The 18,869-nt window shown below is 60.8% G+C and carries 14 protein-coding genes and 3 pseudogenes; 6 read left to right on the top strand and 11 right to left on the bottom strand.

Annotated elements, in window-relative coordinates; genetic code table 11:
* Positions 1-156: 156 nt before the first annotated feature.
* The 3 genes from JI59_RS24800 to JI59_RS24790 all read right to left on the bottom strand — a co-directional run bounded on the left by JI59_RS24800 (position 157) and on the right by JI59_RS24790 (position 3,845).
* Positions 157-1,815 (bottom strand): ATP-dependent DNA helicase, encoded by a 1,659-nt coding sequence (locus JI59_RS24800; RefSeq protein WP_007015765.1) that lies wholly within the window; start codon positions 1,813-1,815, stop codon positions 157-159.
* A 69-nt stretch (positions 1,816-1,884) separates the two neighbouring features.
* The gene (locus tag JI59_RS24795; RefSeq protein WP_007015766.1) at positions 1,885-3,243 is read right to left on the bottom strand and encodes a DUF7986 domain-containing protein; all 1,359 of its coding nucleotides are present in this window, start codon (positions 3,241-3,243) and stop codon (positions 1,885-1,887) included.
* Positions 3,240-3,845 (bottom strand): recombinase family protein, encoded by a 606-nt coding sequence (locus JI59_RS24790; RefSeq protein ID WP_026109404.1) that lies wholly within the window; start codon positions 3,843-3,845, stop codon positions 3,240-3,242. Before JI59_RS24790 ends, JI59_RS24795 begins: the two co-directional genes overlap by 4 nt.
* Positions 3,846-3,974: 129 nt before the next feature.
* Here JI59_RS24790 and JI59_RS24785 point away from each other — a divergent pair, with 129 nt between their 5' ends.
* On the top strand, positions 3,975-6,926 hold the full coding sequence (locus tag JI59_RS24785; RefSeq protein ID WP_228168062.1) for a Tn3 family transposase: 2,952 nt from the start codon (positions 3,975-3,977) through the stop codon (positions 6,924-6,926).
* A 122-nt stretch (positions 6,927-7,048) separates the two neighbouring features.
* On the top strand, positions 7,049-7,321 hold the full coding sequence (locus JI59_RS24780) for a Rossmann-fold NAD(P)-binding domain-containing protein (RefSeq protein WP_007015822.1): 273 nt from the start codon (positions 7,049-7,051) through the stop codon (positions 7,319-7,321).
* Here JI59_RS24780 and JI59_RS24775 read toward each other — a convergent pair.
* From JI59_RS24775 to JI59_RS24765, 3 genes are read right to left on the bottom strand one after another with little or no spacing between them, the layout of a single operon-like run.
* Positions 7,318-7,953: an ABC transporter ATP-binding protein gene (locus JI59_RS24775; protein WP_007015821.1), complete on the bottom strand. Its 636-nt coding sequence runs from the start codon at positions 7,951-7,953 to the stop codon at positions 7,318-7,320. The two genes, JI59_RS24780 and JI59_RS24775, sit on opposite strands and share 4 nt — an antisense overlap.
* Positions 7,950-8,732, bottom strand: coding sequence for an ABC transporter permease (locus JI59_RS24770; RefSeq protein WP_007015820.1), 783 nt, complete (start codon positions 8,730-8,732; stop codon positions 7,950-7,952). Before JI59_RS24770 ends, JI59_RS24775 begins: the two co-directional genes overlap by 4 nt.
* Positions 8,733-8,739: 7 nt before the next feature.
* Positions 8,740-9,900: a KpsE/RkpR family capsule polysaccharide export protein gene (locus JI59_RS24765; protein ID WP_007015819.1), complete on the bottom strand. Its 1,161-nt coding sequence runs from the start codon at positions 9,898-9,900 to the stop codon at positions 8,740-8,742.
* 142 nt (positions 9,901-10,042) lie between these two features.
* Here JI59_RS24765 and JI59_RS24760 point away from each other — a divergent pair, with 142 nt between their 5' ends.
* Entirely contained in the window at positions 10,043-11,041 is a 999-nt protein-coding gene (locus JI59_RS24760) for a hypothetical protein (protein WP_007015818.1), read from the top strand.
* 9 nt (positions 11,042-11,050) lie between these two features.
* Here the strand turns inward: JI59_RS24760 and JI59_RS24755 are convergent, their stop codons facing one another.
* From JI59_RS24755 to JI59_RS24740, 4 genes and pseudogenes are all read right to left on the bottom strand, one after another.
* Positions 11,051-11,995 (bottom strand): phytanoyl-CoA dioxygenase family protein, encoded by a 945-nt coding sequence (locus tag JI59_RS24755; protein WP_007015817.1) that lies wholly within the window; start codon positions 11,993-11,995, stop codon positions 11,051-11,053.
* Between the two features lie 89 nt (positions 11,996-12,084).
* Entirely contained in the window at positions 12,085-12,870 is a 786-nt protein-coding gene (locus JI59_RS24750; protein ID WP_052118059.1) for a DUF5672 family protein, read from the bottom strand.
* A 4-nt stretch (positions 12,871-12,874) separates the two neighbouring features.
* On the bottom strand, positions 12,875-14,464 hold the full coding sequence (locus JI59_RS24745) for a glycosyltransferase family 2 protein (protein ID WP_007015815.1): 1,590 nt from the start codon (positions 14,462-14,464) through the stop codon (positions 12,875-12,877).
* Positions 14,465-14,685: 221 nt separating this feature from the next.
* Positions 14,686-14,928: pseudogene (locus tag JI59_RS24740) on the bottom strand (IS481 family transposase); the annotation flags it as partial.
* Positions 14,929-15,260: 332 nt separating this feature from the next.
* Between JI59_RS24740 and JI59_RS24735 the strand changes: the two are divergent.
* Positions 15,261-15,560: pseudogene (locus JI59_RS24735) on the top strand (integrase core domain-containing protein); the annotation flags it as partial.
* Between the two features lie 39 nt (positions 15,561-15,599).
* Positions 15,600-16,583: pseudogene (locus tag JI59_RS26530) on the top strand (recombinase family protein); the annotation flags it as partial.
* On the opposite strand, the gene JI59_RS24725 reads toward JI59_RS26530, so the two are convergent.
* Positions 16,543-17,529 carry a KpsF/GutQ family sugar-phosphate isomerase gene (locus tag JI59_RS24725; RefSeq protein ID WP_041565080.1) on the bottom strand — a complete coding sequence of 329 codons (987 nt, stop codon included), beginning with the start codon at positions 17,527-17,529 and terminating at the stop codon, positions 16,543-16,545. The pseudogene JI59_RS26530 and the gene JI59_RS24725 sit on opposite strands and share 41 nt — an antisense overlap.
* A 554-nt stretch (positions 17,530-18,083) precedes the next feature.
* On the opposite strand from JI59_RS24725, the gene JI59_RS24715 reads away from it, so the two are divergent.
* The gene (locus JI59_RS24715; protein WP_007015811.1) at positions 18,084-18,701 is read left to right on the top strand and encodes a sterol desaturase family protein; all 618 of its coding nucleotides are present in this window, start codon (positions 18,084-18,086) and stop codon (positions 18,699-18,701) included.
* Positions 18,702-18,869 lie beyond the last annotated feature (168 nt).

Raw genomic sequence — 18,869 nt, 5'->3', positions numbered from 1 at the left:
CCGGCCATCGGAGAACCATCATGGGACATTCAGACCTCGACCCCGCTATTCATGATCGGAGCCCCTGGAACGCTGGGGAAAAAGTTGGTCCGAACATGCCTGTCTTGTCGACGAGTGATGTTCCCGCTGGTCAACGCATAGAGCAAGGCTGCACTTTCACATCTCCATCTCGAAGTCGTCGCCGATGTCGGGCTCCTCGCGTTCCACCTCATTCTCCCGCTGGGGCTCACGTTCCTTTTCAGGAGCGGGAAATTCCCTCGCCATCGCCTTTTCGAACAGTTCGGCCGGGCTTGGCGCATCGCGGACCGGGTTCTCCAGCAACTCGCCTGTTTTAGGGTCGAACGCCTCCCCGTCAGCGTCACTCAGTTCGGGCGCGAGATCCATCGCGTGCGGGACACTGCCGCGGTGGCCCTCGATGCTGTCTCGAAGCGCGGCCTTGTCGTCGGTCACAAGAGTAAGCTCCTCTCGCGCCCGCGTCTCCAGAACATAGTGGAGGCTTTCGCTGTTGAGGAGCCGGTCACCGCTCGACATCACCGCGATAGCGCGATCGACCGTGATCCCCTGAGCACGGTGCATGTTGAGCACCGCCGCATGACCAATGTGCTCCCGCGCCGGATCGTCCGGGCCAAGAGCATATTGCCGCTCGCCATTCGCCAGGTGAAGCGTCTCTCCTTCGATCGCAGTCACCACTGCCCGCGTCCCGTTGACGACACCGAGATCCTTGTCGGGCGTGGTGAACATCAGCCGGTCCCCTTCCCTCACCTCCGTCCGCCCGGGTACAGCCAGGCTGACACCTGAGCCAGATGGAGGAAGCCCGCGCGGATCGAGCCAATATTCTTCGCCTCCCGACGTCAGCTGCACAAGATTGTCTTCAGGCGAGACGATGCCGATCTTGTACGAACCGCGATTGAGGCCCGCCTGATCCCGATACACCTCCAGCCTCATGCCTTCGGCCCAACTGCGGATGTTGCGCAATTCCTCCCGCGTGAGGTTCAGCCGGTCCAGCGTTTCGATGGAAAGCACCTGCGAGCCGAGTTCGCCGCGCGCTAGCAAGCCGTCGCGGACATGGTCGAGCACGGCTTCCCGCAGCACATGCCCCGATGTCAGCAACGCCGTCCGGTCCCGTTCATGTGGCGACAGGGACAGGTACAAGGCGGCCGCCGCTGCAGCCGGGTCTGCCCGTTCGATAACGCGCTCGCCCAGCACATCGAAGGTCTTGCCGAGATCCCCTTTCCGCGCATGTTCTACTGCTTCGCGTAGCGCAGGATCGAGCTGACGGCGATTTTCGGTCAAGGTCTCGGTCGGCACGCCGTGCTGTTGCATCAGGCTGAATGCGCGTCCTGCCTGGACCGGGTCGATCTGCCTTTCGTCCCCTACAAAGGCAAGCTTCAGCGCGCCTGCCTTGTCGGCCAGCTCGATCAACAGTGCTGCCTCGCGGGTCGAGACCATGGACGCCTCCTCGACGATGACGAGGCGGTCCTCAAAAAGCGCCCTTCCCCGCTCGCCTGGCGACATGCGCCCCGCCCTGTCGGCATGCGCGACCAGCACCGAGGCAAGCGTATGCGCATCGAGGCCGCTTTCGCGCATTTCGGCGACGAGCGAGGCCTGCGACGTAAGGAACAAGGGCGCGCGACCAACTTGTGCCGTGATCGCGGCCGCAAAGCTGAACAGGGTCGACTTGCCGGTACCTGCATCGCCCTGAATGACCTGAATAGCATTATTACCGGATACCAGAGCCAGGATCGCGCCCTTCTGCTCGTCACTAAGCGCGAAACCGCGCTGCTGTTCCAGTGCGACAATCGCCTCTGTTGCCATGGTCCTATCGGCCTCTGTGCATTGTAGGGACACGGATTCACGGTAGGCATCGACGTCAGGGGTAGCGAACTATTTGCGCAGGTTCTCGATGCCAAGTTCGCGCCATATCCAAGTGAAGTCGTAGGTGGCCATCGGGTCGTTCGCGTCGAGTTGGCTGCTGCTGCGGTTTTCGAGATGCTTGAGCCACCCGGCTACTCGGTGCCGGCCTGCGGCAGTTTGAACGGCTGCGCGCGGGGTGATGTCGCCGAGCATGCCGACGGGTTCATCGAGCGTCGCGCGGTACTGACGGTCGAGCATGGCATGGATGAGCGGGGTTGCAACCTCTGGCGCAATGGCGGGTGCCGGTTCGGATGATGTCAGCCCCTCGGCCCGCGCCGCCATGGCCTGTTCGACCGTCTCAATCGTGGTCAGCGGCGAGCCGACCAACCCGGCGAGCGCATCGTTGATAAGCGCGGTGCCGCGTTTCGCTCGCTCGGCCGAGGTGACGGCGAGCATCAGGGCGCGGCCTTTCAATTCGACATTGCCGAGCACCGGGGTGCCGTCCGCCATCGTCACACCCCACGCCATGCGCCCGGTGCTTTTCGCTTTTCCGTTCGGTTTCTCGCCCAGCCAGTTCCAAAAGTGCGTGGTTTCCCGCTGAAGCGCAGGGACAGTATCAAGCCGCTCGCCGACCAGCGCCTGGGTCACGCCGCGTGCGAAGGGAAAGCGCACGCGGTGGAACATCACCTCCTCGCCATCAATGTTGTGCAGCGTGGGGATGGGCGCCGGTCCCATGGTCTTGGGAACGACATCGAACAGCCATGCCGTGCTGATGAGGGCCGGAAGTGCAGCCAGATCGTCGGCGTCTAGGTTCAACGCGGTGCGCGGGCTGCGCTTGCCCTTCGAGCGCCGTAGATCGGCGACGAGCGCCTCGGCCGCCTCCATCGTGAACGACAGCACGCCGCCCGACAGGAGGTGCTTGCCTCCGACCTGCACGACGCGGGCACCGATCCTGTCCCATTGCTTCAGCGTCTGCGAGGCGCTGCGCTCGGATACTCGAAGCGGCTCGCCGCCCCGGATCAGGTCGCGCACGAGGAAGCCGCTGCCGGGCTCGACCTCGCTGACCTCGTGGAGGCTCATCACTGACGATCGAAGGGCACGCAGGTAGATTTTGGTCGGGCCGCTCTCATTCCAGCCCCGGCGCCGAATATAGTCATCGACGATGTTCCGGTCGGGTTGGATGGTGCGCGTCAGCAGATCCTCGAACGCGCATCCCCACAACACGCCGGCCCAATGATCGCCGACGATGTCCGCCAGCTCGTCCGCTTCGAAGTCGAACTCCTCCATCGCCAGCCCGAGATGATCGCCGAGCGCCTCGCCCAGATGCTCGCCCCAGGCCGGCGAGGTGGCGAACTTCATGACGCCGGACAGATCGTGACCACGCTTCATGCCTGTTCCCTCTGCTGCTGACTGAATTGCTGGCGGTGCGCGGCGACGATGCGCGAGACGGTGGGTTCACTGACGCCGTAGAGCCGCGCCATCTCGGCACCGGACTTGCGGCCGGACGTGACGGACTCGGCGATTTCGCGGCGCTGCTTGTCGCCGAGCTTGGGCCGACGCCCGCCGATCCGTCCTTCTGCGCGAGCCTGGGCAAGGCCGGCGCTGGTACGCTCGCGGATCATGGCCCGCTCGAACTCGGCGAAGCTTCCCACCATCTGCATCATCATCCGCCCTGCCGCGGTGGTGGTGTCGATCGCCTCGGTCAGTGAGCGGAAGCCCGCGCCTGCCAGCTCGATCCGCTCCATGATGTGCAGCATATCCTTTAGGCTGCGCGACAGCCGGTCAAGCTTCCAGACGACGACGACGTCTCCGTCGCGCAACTGGCCGATCATCTCCAGAAGCTTGGGTCGGTCCCACCGCCCACCGCTGGCGGTCTCCTCGAACACCCGCTTGCAGCCGGCCGCATCGAGCGCGCGCCGCTGCGCGGCGTTCGACTGGTCGTCGCCCTTCGACACGCGGGCATAACCGATCAGATAGGGTTCGCGCGTCATCTGCGTCTCTTTCACAAACGGCCGTATCTGGAGGCGGAAACAGCATGCACCAATTTCCGCAGCCTTGGGTCTTTCACAATCCTCTTTCACTAAGCCAACAAAAGGCAAGAGGTTTTTGGAGGATGAAACATGCCCGCACGTATTCCGATGACCCAGCGGCAGCGCGCCGCGTTGCTTGCTTTGCCCGACAGCGAGGCGGCGGTGGTGCGACATCATGGCCTCGATGCCGAGGACCTTGCTGCGATCGGCTTCGCACGCACTCCGGCGACCCGCTTGAGCTATGCCCTGCAACTCTGCTGCCTGCGCTATCCGGGGCGACATCTGCGCACAGGCGAGCTGTTGCCTGCAATCATGCTCGACCACATCGCCGAACAGGTCGGAGTGGATGCAGGCGTCGTCGCCGACTTCGCGCGGCGAGCGCCGACCCGCTACGATCAGCTTGCCGCCATCAAGGCGCGCTTCGGATTCACCGATCTGAGCCGGCCAGCGCGCGGCATCATGATGACTTGGCTGGAAACCGAAGCCATGGCTATCGTGGACGGGCGCATTTTGCTTGATCGATTGCTGGACGAGCTGCGCACGCGACGCATCGTCATCCCTGGCATCAGCGTCGTTGAGCGGATGGCGGCCGAGGCGATGCTTCGGACGGAAACCGATCTGGTCGCCGCGGTCGATGCTAAACTCGATGCGGATATGCGTCAGCGTCTCGATATGCTGATCGATGAGAAGGTACATGACCGGCAGAGCCGCTTGTCCTGGCTGCGCGAACCAGAGCCCCGCGTCGCGTCAGCCTCGCTTGCCGAAATCCTCGAGAAGGTCGCGATAATCCATAGGACCGGTATTTCCAGCATTCCGGTCGATCCCCTGCACGAGCCCCGCCTGACGCAGTTCGCCCGCGAAGGCGTGCGATATACAGCCCAGGCTTTCCAACAGATGCGCGTCTCCCGCAGGCGGGTCATCCTGCTTGCAACGCTGCGCGAGATGGAGGCCACGCTTACCGACGCGGCGATCGCCATGTTCAGCGCCTTGATGGGACGCGCTCACCTTCGTGCTCGCAAACGCCTGGAGCAGAGGGTCGCGATTTCGGGACGCGAAGGCCGCGATCGGCTGATGCGGATCGCCACTGTGCTGGAAACAGTTAGCCAGGCAGCACGCGCCGGCGGAGATATCGGTGCGGCCCTCAGGGATATCGTGCCTCTCGACATGCTCGATGCTGATGCCGCAATCATCCGTCGTACCGCGGCACCTCACAGGGACGATGTGCTGAGCGAGATCGCAGCCGAATACCGGACCTTCAAGCGAACAGGGCCTCTATTCCTGCAAGCGCTCGATTTCCACGGTCGGGCCGGCACCGCGGCATTGCGCGACGCGATGGCGATCCTGTCGAATCTTGATGGCGACTGGCGCAAGCCCCTCCCTGCCGACGTTCCGCTCGGTCATGTCGAGCGGCGCTGGCACCGCCATGTCGTGGTCGCCGGCAAGATCGACCGGACGCACTGGGAGATGGCGACTTACGGCGCGCTCACCAATGCACTGGCCTCGGGTGATATCTGGGTGCCGAGGTCAAGGCTGCACAGGTCGCTGGACGTGCTGCTCGCGCCGTTATCCGGCGCAGCGCTGCAACCGCCGTTCTCGCTCGGTAATCCACACGCATGGCTCGATCAGCGCGCCGCGCAGCTCGACAGCGCCTTGCGCGACGTCGCCCACAATCTGGCCGGACGCGATGCTGCCCTGTTCGCTGGCGAGCGATTGCGATTTCCCAAGGAACTGAAGGACGATGATGCCAGGCACGACGAAGGACGGCGCCTGACGCTTGCCTGCTACGACATGCTGCCTGCCACGCGTATCACCGACGTGTTGTCGCAAGTCGAACGCTGGACCGGCTTCACCCGGCACTTCGGGCACGTCTCGACCGGGTTGCCGCCTGGCGATGAGCAGGCCTTCCTCGCCACTCTGATTGCCGAAGCGACCAATCTTGGGCTGTCGCGCATGGCCGAGGTATGCGGCGCAGGGTCACGCCGCGCGCTGCTGCGCATGCAGACATGGCACATGCGCGAGGAAACCTTTCGGGCGGCGCTCGCCTGTCTGACCGACGCCATCCACGCCGAGCCGATCGCCGCCTGGTTTGGGCAAGGACACCGGGCTTCCGCGGATGGCCAGGCCTTCTACCTGGGCGGGCCGGGCGAAGCCGGCGGAGCGGTCAACGCCCATTATGGTCGCGACCCAGTGGTCAAGATCTACACCACCATCACCGACCGCTACGCGCCGCTGCACCAGACGGTGATCGCCGGCACGGCAGGAGAAGCCATCCATGCGCTCGATGGGCTCCTCGGCCATGACAGCAACGCCGATCTGACCGCGCTGCACGTCGATGGAGGCGGCGTTTCCGACATCGTATTCGCGACGATGCATCTCCTCGGGCTCGATTTCGAGCCGCGCATTCCTCGCCTGTCCGACCGGCGCCTCTACGCTTTCGAACCCTCGAAGCGCTATGGCAGGCTTGCGCCACTGTTCGGTCACAGGCTCAACCGGGACCTGATCGTCAGCCACTGGCCCGATATTGAACGTGTCATTGGCGCGATCCGTCACCGCACCGTCACGCCATCGTTGATCCTGAAGAAGCTGTCCGCCTACCGCCAGCAGAACAGCCTCGCTGCGGCGCTGCGGGAGATCGGGCGGATCGAGCGCACGCTGTTCACGCTCCGCTGGTTCGAGGATCCGGCTCTGCGCCGTACCGTCACTGCCGAGTTGAACAAGGGCGAGGCCCGCAACAGCCTTGCCCGGGCGGTCGCCTTCCATCGGCTCGGCCGTTTTCGCGACCGTGGCCTGGAGAACCAGCAGACCCGAGCGGCCGCGCTCAACCTCGTCACCGCAGCGATTATCCTGTTCAACTGTCGCTATCTGGGGCGCGCCGTCGACGAAATGCGTCGTCGAGGAAGCCCCATCGATCCAGCTATGCTGTCCCGGCTCTCGCCGTTGGGTTGGGATCGCATCAATCTCACCGGCGATTATGTCTGGTCCGATCACCTCGATCTCGACGCCAACGGCCTCATGCCGCTGCTCATCAAACCGCTACCGTGAATCCGTGTCCTGATAATGCACAGGGGCCGTGATGCCCTTGCACGCCGTTCCGGTATTGTTCGTCCTTAGCGTTGCTTGGCGTACCTCCCACGCTATGCCCTCTAGACGATGTCGGATCAGCCGTGGCCGCGGCGTCCGGCTATCGCGGACCAAGCGTTACGCTCAACATCGGATCGGGTCAGGAGCATTCCCTGCTGGATGTGTGCAACATCGTGTCGCGCTACAGCCTCGAGGCGCTCAAGGTCCATTTCGATCAAGGCCGCTCCTTCGACGTTCCGCGCAGCTGCCTCGACATCTCGCAAGCGGCCTTGGTTCTGGGCTGGTCGCCGACCGTGTCGCTGGAGGAGGGAATTGCAAAAACGATGAGCATCGCCGGCGCCCACCAGTCGACTTAAAGATCCTGGTAGATCTCAAGGCCCCTTTCCAGGTCATCGAATTGGGACATTTGTCCGCCGTGAAGGACCACGGCACGGTTGCAGAATTCCCGGATAGAATCAGGGCTGTGTGACGCCAGGAGAATGGCGCGGTCCTTGCGCCTTTCGAATAGTTCGTAATGGCACTTGTCCTGAAAGTTCTTGTCTCCCACAAGGATGACTTCGTCAATCAGGTAGCAGTCGAATTCGATGGCCAGGGACAGCGCGAATGCAAGCCTTGCCCGCATACCCGAGGAATAGGTTTTGACCGGCATCCGCAGCTGCCCGCCAAGTTCGGTGAAATCTTCTACGAACTGCCGCATCGTGGCATAGTCCTGCCCATAGATGCGGGCAATGAAGCGTGCATTGTCATAGCCGGTCAGGCTGCCCTGGAAGCCGCCATTGAAGCCGAGAGGCCACGAGCATGACATGTTGCGCTGGATGCTTCCGGAAGTGGGCAATTCGACACCGCCAATCAACTTGATCAGCGTGGACTTGCCTGCACCGTTTCGTCCGAGAAGACCAATGCGGTCTCCAGGCGCAATTTCAAGATCAATACCTTTGAGAACCTGCTTTTGGGCATAGTTCTTGCGAAGATTGATACACGAGATCATTCAACCACCAACGTCCGGCGCACACGACGGCACATCGCAAGGCCTATGATTGCTACGACCGCCGAGGCGCCCAACGGGATCCATATGTTATAATACGGCCGTACGGCATCGCCGAACAAGCCATAGCGCATCATCTCCATGCCGTTAACGAAAGGAGAACAAAGCAACACCTGCCGCGCTTCGGGCGAGAGCCACGATGCCATGTTAAACGTGCCGGAGAACGGGATTGCAATGTAAACAGTCACAGGAAGCAGCTTTTCGAGCGCCTCCGAGGTTTCAGAAACCGGGGCAATGACCAGACAGACCGAAAAGACGAACAGCATGTAGAGCGACCATCCGGCAATCACAAAGCCAAGGTTCGCGGGAACAGGAAACAGGCCTAGTGCCATCAGCAAAATGCCGATTAGCGCGTAAGCCATCATTCCGCCGATCACCTCGATCATGAAACGTACGATCACGAAGTCGAGGACCTTGACCTGTCGGTGATACAGCAGCGCGCTGTTGGCGACGAAAATGTTGACACAGCGCCCAAACGAATTTCGCATCACCGTCAGTGGGATATAGCCGCTGGCGATGAAAGCAACGACGCCTACGCCATGCTCCTGATCGCCAATCATGTAGCTGTACAGCATGCCGACCAGGCCTGCGAACAGCAACGGTTCGGCCATGACCCAGAGAAAGCCAATGTTTTCGCGGCCGAACCGCGTCGTCAACTCACGGATCATCAGGGCGACGATCACTCGCTGCTGGACCTGCCAGGCTTTCAGGAATTTATCCATAAAGCGATCAGTCAGGGGAATGCTCGAGAATGCCGACAATCAACATCCACCCGATGAGATAAAGCGCAAGAGCCGCACCAATGACTGTCAGGATGTTCTGAAGCCGCTTGGGATACAGGGCGACGTCAGGTTGATCAGGCTCGACGATACGTTCCAGATAGTACTGCTGCTTGAGCGCCTCGGTCCTGGCCTGCTCCAGCGTTGCACTTGCCATAGTCAGCATCTGCGTGGCGAATTCCTGATCGACCTTTAGGCTTTCGTATTGCGTAAGCTTGGACGCCAAGCCGTTGTCGGTGCCGACCGCCCTGCCCGTTTGTGCCGCGATCTGCGCACCTATGGCGTTGATGCGTGCCCGCAGAGCCGCAATTCCGGGATTGCGCGGTGCTGCACGCTCCATCGCCTGAAGCTGGGCCATCATAGCGGCTTGTTGTGCGATAAGTTCGTTCGACACCTTGAAGACACCGGTCGCCTCTTCCGTAGGGTCCAGGACATCGTGAGAATTGCGATACGCGCGCAGGGCCATCCGGGCATTGCGAACCTTTGCCTGCGCGTCGCGAACACGTTGCTCTGCCTCGGCGATGGCCTTGGTCTGGAAGCGTGAATTTAGGCGATTGACTACCTGTTCACCTAGTTCGAGCAGGCGCAGGTTGAGTTTCTGGGCATCTTCGGATGTGAATGCCTTCACCCTTAGAACCGCAGAATTGGTGTCATGGTCGATGCTGACATCGATCATCTTACGATAATACTTATAAAGGTTTTCGAATCGCTCGTCCTTGAAAGGACCCGGATATCTGCTTATTACGTCAGCACTCCTATTCGAAAAAATAGCCTTCACGTTGGCATCTTTTTCAAGAGCCTTTAGCGCATCACGCGAGTGAATATAATCGATGACTTCGTTTGTTTGATCATGTCCGGAAGAAATTCCGGTGGATTGTATAAAGCTTGCGAGACCGGTCGCTTGTGCTTGCTTTTGCGCTGGGTTTTTTATGACGAACCGGGACTCAGACTCATACATGTCGGCTGCGATCAGCCCATAATACACCGTTGCAAGCAGGGCTGGCAGTATGACAAACAGGATAAACCATCGGCGGCGGTGCAGCAGCCTGACAAGCGAATCGCCACGAGAAGGCATGGCTTCCGCTGCGCGGATCTCTCTAGAAAGCTCCATATTCTCCAACAGATTGAAATTCCGTAGCCTGATTGGCGGCCTGTTTATGAGCAATGGGCAGGCCATACAAGCGAATGTACAGGTTAGGAAGCGCCCCACGCTAAGTCTTGCATCCGCTGCGTCATAGGCGAACAAAGCGCATATGAAGAAATTTGCCTACTCGGTCGCTCTGATCGCCGCCGCCGCCACAACCACACTCTTCGCGCAGACCACAACGGACCATCTGGATGAACCCAACGCCAAAGCTTCGGAAACGTCTTGCCTGCAAGGCGTTGTCGATGGACAACGCGCCGGAGGCCTGATCAACATCGCACCGGACGGTACAGGATCGACGACCAGGGAACGAAACTGTGTGGTCCTGTCTGGAACCCGGAGAGCCGCCCAGATCGCCCATACGATCGAAGTGAGCGACAGGGCCAATGGTCCTTCTTCTGGCCCAGGCATTTCAACCGCGGACAGTGCCAGTTACGCTCTATCGCTGGTCAACGTGCGCCCGGACTGGCCGACCTCAACGATTGCGGGAGAGACCGACGGATTGAGCGTGTTCGTGCGTCAGGCCAAGGGGGATGCGGCGGCGATCTTATCGAATGTCGGCGTCCGCGCCGGCTTTGCTGCGACACTGGAGTCCTATACGTTCGCGGCGGATGCGACGGGCCAGCCCAAGCGAGCCGTGCGAACCCAGCTGGGTGTAGTCAATCCACGGGATGGCGGCGAGTTTGGGCTTATTCTTCAGGCTGCAGATGGTGATCGCCTGTCAGCCGGCTTGCGAATAGCAAGCCTAGGCAACGCTACTTGGAATAATTATCTAGAAGCAATTGATTCTAAAGGTAAAGCTGTTGCTGTCATCCGCGGAAACGACGGCGCCATTGTTGCTGGCGATTTGTTGCCCACCGAAGATTTGCGCAGCACCCTCGGTTCAGCGCGTGCCCGCTACACTGTGACTTACACCCAGGTGCTTCAACTTGCAGAGGCACCTTTTGCCGACCTGCCGAAATGCGGTGGCGGTGTAGGAGGAGGTACACTTGCCTATATGTCCGATGCGGAAAAGGCGCCCACTGCCTGGGGTCAGCAGATAAAGGCGGGCGGAGGGAAGCTCCGCGTCTTCGTGAAATGCGACGGAACAAGCTGGACGGCGATGTGAAGCTCGCGTCTAAGGCCGCAAGCGCAACAAGGTTCTCATCGGCTTTGCCGAAAACCCTTTTTTTCCGGGGCCCTCCACTTTCTCACCTAGGTAAGTATTAGGCCGGGGTTGGCCATCGGCGATTGACTTGAGGTTGCGTAAGTCGAGCCGGCCCAGCGCTTCGTCGGAAAAGGCGGGGGTGTAATAGATGCAATCATCGAAATAATAGTGAGTCACCTGCGACCAGCGCGTCAGGCGTGTGTCGTTCTGGCGGCTGCCGCCGTGCAGCAGGTTCGCCGTCCAGATCAGCGCTTGTCCCTTGCGGGCGAGGAATGTTTCCTCGGTGGCGCCATAGGCATCGCACAACGACCGCCAACCCTGGGCGAAGGGGGCCTGCGCGGAATGCAGCTCGCTGCCGTAGCCGCGCCGGCCAATCATGCTGTTAGTCAGGAGTGGCCAGCGGTGGGAACCGGGTAGATAGAACAGTGGCCCCGCATCCGGCCCGATATCTTCCATCGCCAGCCATACGCCGCACATGAACCGTTCGGGCAGGCTGGAGAAATGCACCGCGTCGGTGTGTGCTTCCTGCTGAGTGCCTACTGGGAAATTCAGCGTCTGGAAAGGGAAAGCTCCGCGTCCATACAGCTTGCCCAGAAGGTCGAGGATGGCTTGGTTCGCAGCAATCATGCGCACATCCTCGTCGAATTTCCAAGCATCCTGAATGCGGCGTTCACCTTGTGTCTTGTCGCTTTGCGGATCGGCGAAGTCGATGCCTGAATAGCGCGGGCCGAGGTTTGCCTTGATCCGATTAATCCGTGCGTCGATCTGCGGATCAGGAAAGTCGAGGACTGCGTAGCCGCGTTCGTTAAGGTCGATGGCGATCCTTTCCTCGTCGGCTGTCAAACCCATCGAGCCGCGCTGCCCATGAAAAAGCGGGGATTCGATCAACGGAATGCCGGGGAACGGATTGGTCACGAGTAGCCTTCGTCCTTGTTGCAAGCGATGCAGGCCCACCTCGCACAGTGCCGGTGCGCGCAATTGAAGCCCGTACTCGGATACGGATGCTATTTCAAATATCTGTCGGCAATCATTCGGGCCGCGCGTGACATTCCGCGCGGCCCGTTTGCGACATCGCGCAGCAGGCTGCGGAAATCCCGCTTCAGGGTGCCCCGTTCGTCGAGCTGACAGTATATCTGCCAGAACGCCTCCAGGCCGATTGCGCAGGGCATATTCCACACGCCGTGAAAGCCGAAAGTTCGGTGCGGTTCACCACTGCGTTCGGCCGCGAAGGCGTCCGCCAGATCCCGGGGGGCAAAGCGCATGCCCTGCGCTTCCAGCCAAGCACGGTTGGTGCGACCAATCGCTACGTCCTCCGGGTGAACCACCACGAAGGCCGGATCGCGGCATAGTTCCATCAAACGTCGGCTGCGCAGAGAAAATCCGCCGTTACCGACGTCGTGCCCGTCGTCGAACTGCGGCCAGCTCGCGCCAATGTAATCATAAGCAAGGAACTCGGCCTGCCAGCGGCCGGCGTCGATCAGGTGCCCATCCCATTGCACGACAAGGCAATGCGTGGTCGCCACATAGTCGGGAAGGCGGGTCAGAAGGAAATCGGAATAGGCAGCCGAGGATCGCAGCGGCGCGATCGCCACGATTTCCATCTCCGGGTGCGCGGGGCTGACTTCGGCATCGGTCAGCAGCCTGCACGCTCCGAAGCGAATCTGGCGCAGCGATGCTTCTAGCGCGCGCATGGTGGCAGCGACGTTCACCGAAGTCGCTGCGCACAGCGTCACCTGCGGCAAGTGAAGACGCTTGTCATCGGGGGGTGCGGGAGGAGTGTCCGTCGCCATAGCTTTAGCTGTTCAGGCGGATCGCAAAACGTTCGCTGTACCGGCTGAGCTGCGGGTGATGGAAGGGATCGACCTGCCGGTCCATGTCCCCTGTCCCCCAGCGCACCTTAAGCGCGGCCAGTTCGCTCGCAAGCCTTGCTGCACCAATCGGATCGCGGTCAAACCCGCGCGATACCGATTCGTGGTGGACCAGCGTCGCGCGTGGTTCGTACAGCGACTGCCAGCCTCGCTGGTTGAGGCGCATACATAGGTCGACGTCGTTGAAGGCCACGGCAAAGTTCTCCTCATCCAGTCCGCCGACCGCCACGAAGCTCTCGCGCCGCACTACAAGGCAGGCCGCAGTGACGGCAGAAACGAACTGCGGCAGAGCGTGGCGACGAAAATAACCCTCAGCCTCCGGGCGCAGCAGTCGGTGCGCATGCGCCGCCCCACCGCAGATGCCTAGCACCACGCCAGCATGCTGGATCCGGCCGTCAGGGTAGAGCAGACACGCTCCCACCGCGCCTACTTCGGGCCGCAGCGCCTGACGCACCATGATCTCAAGCCAGTCGCGCGCAAAAACTTCAATGTCGTTATTGAGCAAGCACAGCACCTCGCCCGTCGCCAGTCTGGCGGCGCGGTTATTCAGCCGGGAAAAGTTGAACGGCCCGTCGTCGCGCAGGACTTCGAAGCGTGCCCGACCCAGCGCGGCGAGATATTCCAGCGCCGCCGGATCGTCACTGCCGTTGTCGACGACGATCACTTCCATGGAGGGGTAATTAGTACGCATGAGGCCATCGATGCACGTGCGCAGCAGGTCAAGCCGGTTGCGCGTGGGCACGATGACGCTGACTTTGGGCGCACTGGTTCCGGGTTGCTGCCACTCCCTTAGTGTGGGTACGGCGGGAACCCGAGGCGCGGGGCGGATGCGGCGATGATGCAGGACACGGGGCAACCGCACCACCTCTTGTGGCTCGCAACAGGTTGCCGCTTTCGCCGCAAGGCTTGCAGCCGTGCAGTGCGTTAGCACCGCCCGAAGCGCTGCCGCATCGACCCGCACGATGGCAGCGCCCGTCACGTAATCGTGATGACGCAGCAGTTCGGGATTCCATTCGGGTTTGAAGTGTGGCTGAGTACGTCGACCACGAGTGTCAATGACATCGTCGTCGGCATAGATCACGCGTGCATGGCCATTGGCGGCAATCGCGGCGCGATAAGCGTCCCCTGCGCCTGTTGCCAAAGCATCTCCGGCTTCAAGCCACATCAGCCACAGGGGCGCGTAGCGCCCTTGGTATGCAAAATCAGCCCCAGGTGCATCGCATAAAACGGCGATGCCTTCGGCCCCTACGCTGCGAACAGTTTCGTCTCTGCCCTGCCCTTCTCCAACCACGGCCACGATCGCCGGGTCGGCCTCTCGGTGCGTCATATCCAGTGCAGCTTCATCCTGAAGCCACAGCCGGTAGGCGCGCGGCGATGCACCCAGCAAGGGGCCGAACTGTGCACGCGACCGCACCCGCTTGCCCAGTATACGCCACCACAGCGCGGTCAGCCAGAGTCGCGGCGAAAGGCGCGCGGCATCCAAATAGACCACCAGCCTGAGCAGCCTCTTCTTCACAACGTCATACCCCGGGCTGGGGCACGGCCTATTAGACCTGGTTCGTTCGCTTGCATCACACCAGCTCCGATAGCGGGTTATCTGCCTGCAACAATAGGGCATCCCCTCAATGAACCCACGCCCCTCAAATCAGGTCCATGCAACGGTCAAGTCATCAAAGGCAAGATATCTGGTAGCTATCACCGTTGTCATAGGGGAACCTCGAAAAATAAGGATTGCATTTAAGTGTTTAGTCCCAGCATGTGGTGGCTTGGTTTGATAATAAGGACGTCCGGCTTTGATTTCCAGAGTTGCTCGATAGCTTCGTAGGGTGTTCTGAGCTTGAGAGCCTTGAGCTGCTTGGCAAAGTTGTAGGCAATCAGCCAATCACAGTCGTGTCGTCGCAATTCGTTGATCGAGGCATAGTGGAAGGATATGACGGTCGCCTCCTTGATGGTTCGGATCATGCGTTCGGCCTGACCGTTATCCGGCATGAAGGTCACGGCGCTTCGAGACTCGCTGATCTTCGGATCGGCGCTATGGTGAGACCATCCGGGTTTTGGGGCGCTGGAAGCACGTAAATTGCGGGCAGGCCGACCTAAGACCATGGGCTGAGAGCCCGAGCCGTCATTTGACCGCCACTGCGGTCCGCCCGGATGCGCTGCGAGCGCGAATCTCCTATCGACCGGGTGGCAGAGCTGATGGAGAAAACGCCGCTGGCGAATGAAAAGATGATCGCGGCCTGATCCCACCGGTCAGGTCCATGCTGACCACTCACAGGCACCAACTGTCCGATCAAGTGTCAGCTTCTAAAGTTCAATACCTTGCCATGAACTACACCCAGCGCCTTGCCGAGGCCAACCTTGTTCCTTCAGTCGGCAGTGTCGGGGACTCTTATGACAACGCCTTGGCCGAAACGATCAATGGCCTCTACAAGGCAGAGGTAATCTGGCGCCAGCGGTCCTGGCCGAGCGCTTCGGTCGTCGAAATGGCCACCTTGCGCTGGGTCCACTGGTACAACGAGCATCGCCTCTTCGGCCCCATCGGCTACATTCCGCCCGCCGAGGCAGAGGCAAATTGCTATGCAGCCATCGAGACCCTCGATATGGTTGCCTGAGTCAAACCGGATAGCCTCCGGAAAACCCGGGGCGCTTCAATCCTGTATGTCAGGCAGTCATCTACCCACCAGGTTCTTCACAACCGGGAGAGCAGTGCTCTGCAATATGCCATGCGGAATCGCCTGACGTCACTTGGTTGGTCCAGCGTCGAAATCATCGATGACGATCTCGGTCGCTCAGCCGCCGGGACCGTCACACGCGCCGGCCTTGAACGGATGGTCGCCGAGGTTCGCCTTGGCAAGATTGGCGCTGTGGCTGCAAGGGAGGTGTCCCGATTTGCCCGCAACAGCCGGGACTGGCAGCAGCTCATCGAGATGTGCCGCGTCGTCGATACTGTTCTGATTGACCAGGAGACCGTCTATGCGCCGCGATAGGGCAATGACCGCCTCCTGCTCGGCCTGAAGGCCAGTCTCAACGAATATGAACTGGACCTGCTGCGCCAACGCTCGCTCTCGGCCCGTCACGAGAAAGCCCAGCGCGGCGAACTTGTGGTTGCTGCCCCTGTCGGCATTGTGAAGGTCGCAGATCGGCTCGAGAAGGATCCTGACCGCCGTGTGCAGGAAGCCATCACGCTGGTATTCGAGAAAGTCGTTGAACTTGGCAGCGCCCGTCAGGCTCTCATGTGGTTTCTGGAGCACGAACTGGATTTGCCCGCCAAACGCAACAACGGCGATACGATCTGGCGCAGGCCAACCTATGCGACGATCCACCGAATGATCGAGAACCCGGTTTACGGCGGTGCCTATGCTTATGGTAAGACAAGCGCAACGCCCGGATTTGGCCAATCCGCCACGATCCGGCGCAATGCGCGTGAGGAATGGTTGGCACTCATTCCCGGCGTGCACGAAGGCTATGTCAGTTGGGAGCGGGCCGAGGCTATTCGCAAGATGGTAAGCGACAATGCAGTCACGAGCCGTCATCACGGCGTCCGGATCTGCGCTATTGGCCATGGAATGAAAATCGCGGGGCGTCGGCCCGGCTTCAGGCAATGCCGACACCCACGATGTCATGCATGTGGACGACCCCGACGAGCTTGCCGGCATCGACAACGAACAGCACCGAGACGGAATTGTCATTCATGATGCGCAGCGCTTCGGGCAGCAGGACATTGCCGGGGATGGTTACCGGATCGGTGGACATGTGATCGCCGACGGTATCCGACAGGTTGTTGACGACGATGCAGCGGCGCAGGTCGCCATCGGTAAAGACGCCGACCAGCATGTCGTTCTCGTCGACCACCGCGGTGCAGCCGTAGCGCTTGCGGCTCATTTCCAGCGTCGCGTTGACCAGCGTCGCATTGCGATGAACGCGGGGAATGGCATCGCCGATGCCCATGATTTCCGTCACGGTGGCAAGCTGTGCGCCAAGACGGCCCCCGGGATGGAAGACGCGGAAATCCGAAGGCGTGAAACCGCGCGCCTCGATCAGGGCCACGGCCAGGGCGTCGCCCAGGACAAGCTGCAGCGTGGTCGATGACGTGGGCGCCAGTTCGTTCGGGCAGGCTTCGCGCACGACAGGCAGTTGCAGGCAGATATCGGCGGCGCGGCCCGCGGTGCTGTCGGGGTGTGCGGTCGCGACGATCAGTTCCACGCCGTAGTGCCGGCAATAGTGGAAGATGTCGTTCAGCTCCTTGGTCTCGCCCGACCAGGTGATGGCCAACACAACGTCGTCGCGGCCGATGACGCCGAGGTCGCCGTGGCTGGCTTCACCGGGGTGAAGGAACAGGGCGGAGGTTCCCGTGGAGCGCATGGTCGCGGCGATCTTGCGCGCGATGTGACCGCTCTTGCCCATGCCCGTAACGACGATGCGGCCGCGGGTATTGGCAAAGGCATTGATCGCCTTTTCAACGGCATCGCTGAGGCCCGGACTTTGCAGCGCAGCACGCAAGGTCGTGAGCGCCTGCATCTCGATATCCAGAGTCTTGAGCGCAGATGCAGCATGGCGGGTCCGCAAAGTTTCGATTTTCATAGGCCCCCAGAAAACGCAACTTTTACATGTAGATAGCAAATGGTGCTCAATGCAAAGTCAATTTATTTGGCGCCCCTGTTGAAGAGGGACCCATATTTGAAGCCGCTGGGGATTGCCAGTGATTTCAAGTCAAGCCAAGTGTGGCTTACACAGCTTATGGCGCGATGCAGCATACACGTGAATATTGCTGCGTTCCAGATGTTTCAGCAATTTAGGGTTTAACCAATTGATCCTGTGCAGGCCGGAGATTGGGACGAGCCGCCCTCTATTCACGACAGCCATACCTGGCGTCATCGAAAGCGAATCGTTGGCTCTTTGGGTCGGGCGAGCCGGCCAACATCAAGAAAGCCGAATTCATAGCCTTGAGGCCATTTCGGCAGTATGACGGGGAATGCCACGGTCATCTCTCTTGTTCGGCAAGCACAGGAATTTAGGGGTTCTTTTCCGAGTTATGCCAGCCTCATTTTTTACATTGCAGATTAATCAAGAATTATGCTGCGATGCAGCATATAGTGTTGACAACGCAGCCCCATTGCTGTCGAGAAAGTCGTCTGATGCGTGATCCTCGAACCAGTCCCCAGCGCGTTCAGCTGTTCGAGAACCGGCAGCTCGAGAAGCTCACTCTCATCTCGCCGCGCGGGTTCGTCCTGGTCTGGAGCATCGCGCTCCCCTTCATTGCATGGACGGGTTGGGGCACCGCAGGCGCAGCCTACGGGGCGTTCCTCTTCGCGCTCGGCCTGCTGGTCTGGTCGCTGTTCGAGTATGCGATGCACCGGTTCCTGTTCCACTGGGATTCCGACGTCGCGCCGATCAAATGGCTGGTCTTTGCGGTCCACGGCAATCACCACACCACCCCGAACGATCCGCTGCGCAACCTGATGCCGCCGCTCGTCAGCCTGCCCATCAGCGCTGCCGTGTGGGCGACTTGCGTGGCCCTGATCGGCATGGCGGGCACCTGGCTCTTCCTGGGCTTCATCATCGGCTATGTCGGATACGACGTGGTCCACTACGCCTGCCATCAGTGGCCCATGCGCGGCCGCATCGGCATGGCGATCAAGCGCCACCATATGCGTCACCACCACGTCGACGAAGAAGGCAACTACGCGATCACGGCGATCTTCTGGGACCGCATGTTCGGAAGCAGCGTGCGCGAGATAAAGAAGGCGCAGTAAGTTTCATGCTTCCCGGATTTGCCGGTATGGCTTGCCAGGGTCCGCTTTTGCCGAAGCGCGGACGGCACTGGCACGTCGCTTGAGCGCTGGGGGAACGCCAGGTCGATTCCGCTCCCTGTGCGAAGCAATCGATGTCACAGTGGCCGAGGGCGCGCGTTTTTCCAAACC

The sequence above is a fragment of the Novosphingobium pentaromativorans US6-1 genome, assembly GCF_000767465.1.
GTDB classification, from domain to species: Bacteria; Pseudomonadota; Alphaproteobacteria; order Sphingomonadales; family Sphingomonadaceae; genus Novosphingobium; species Novosphingobium pentaromativorans.
This window is presented reverse-complemented; position numbering and strand designations above follow the sequence as displayed.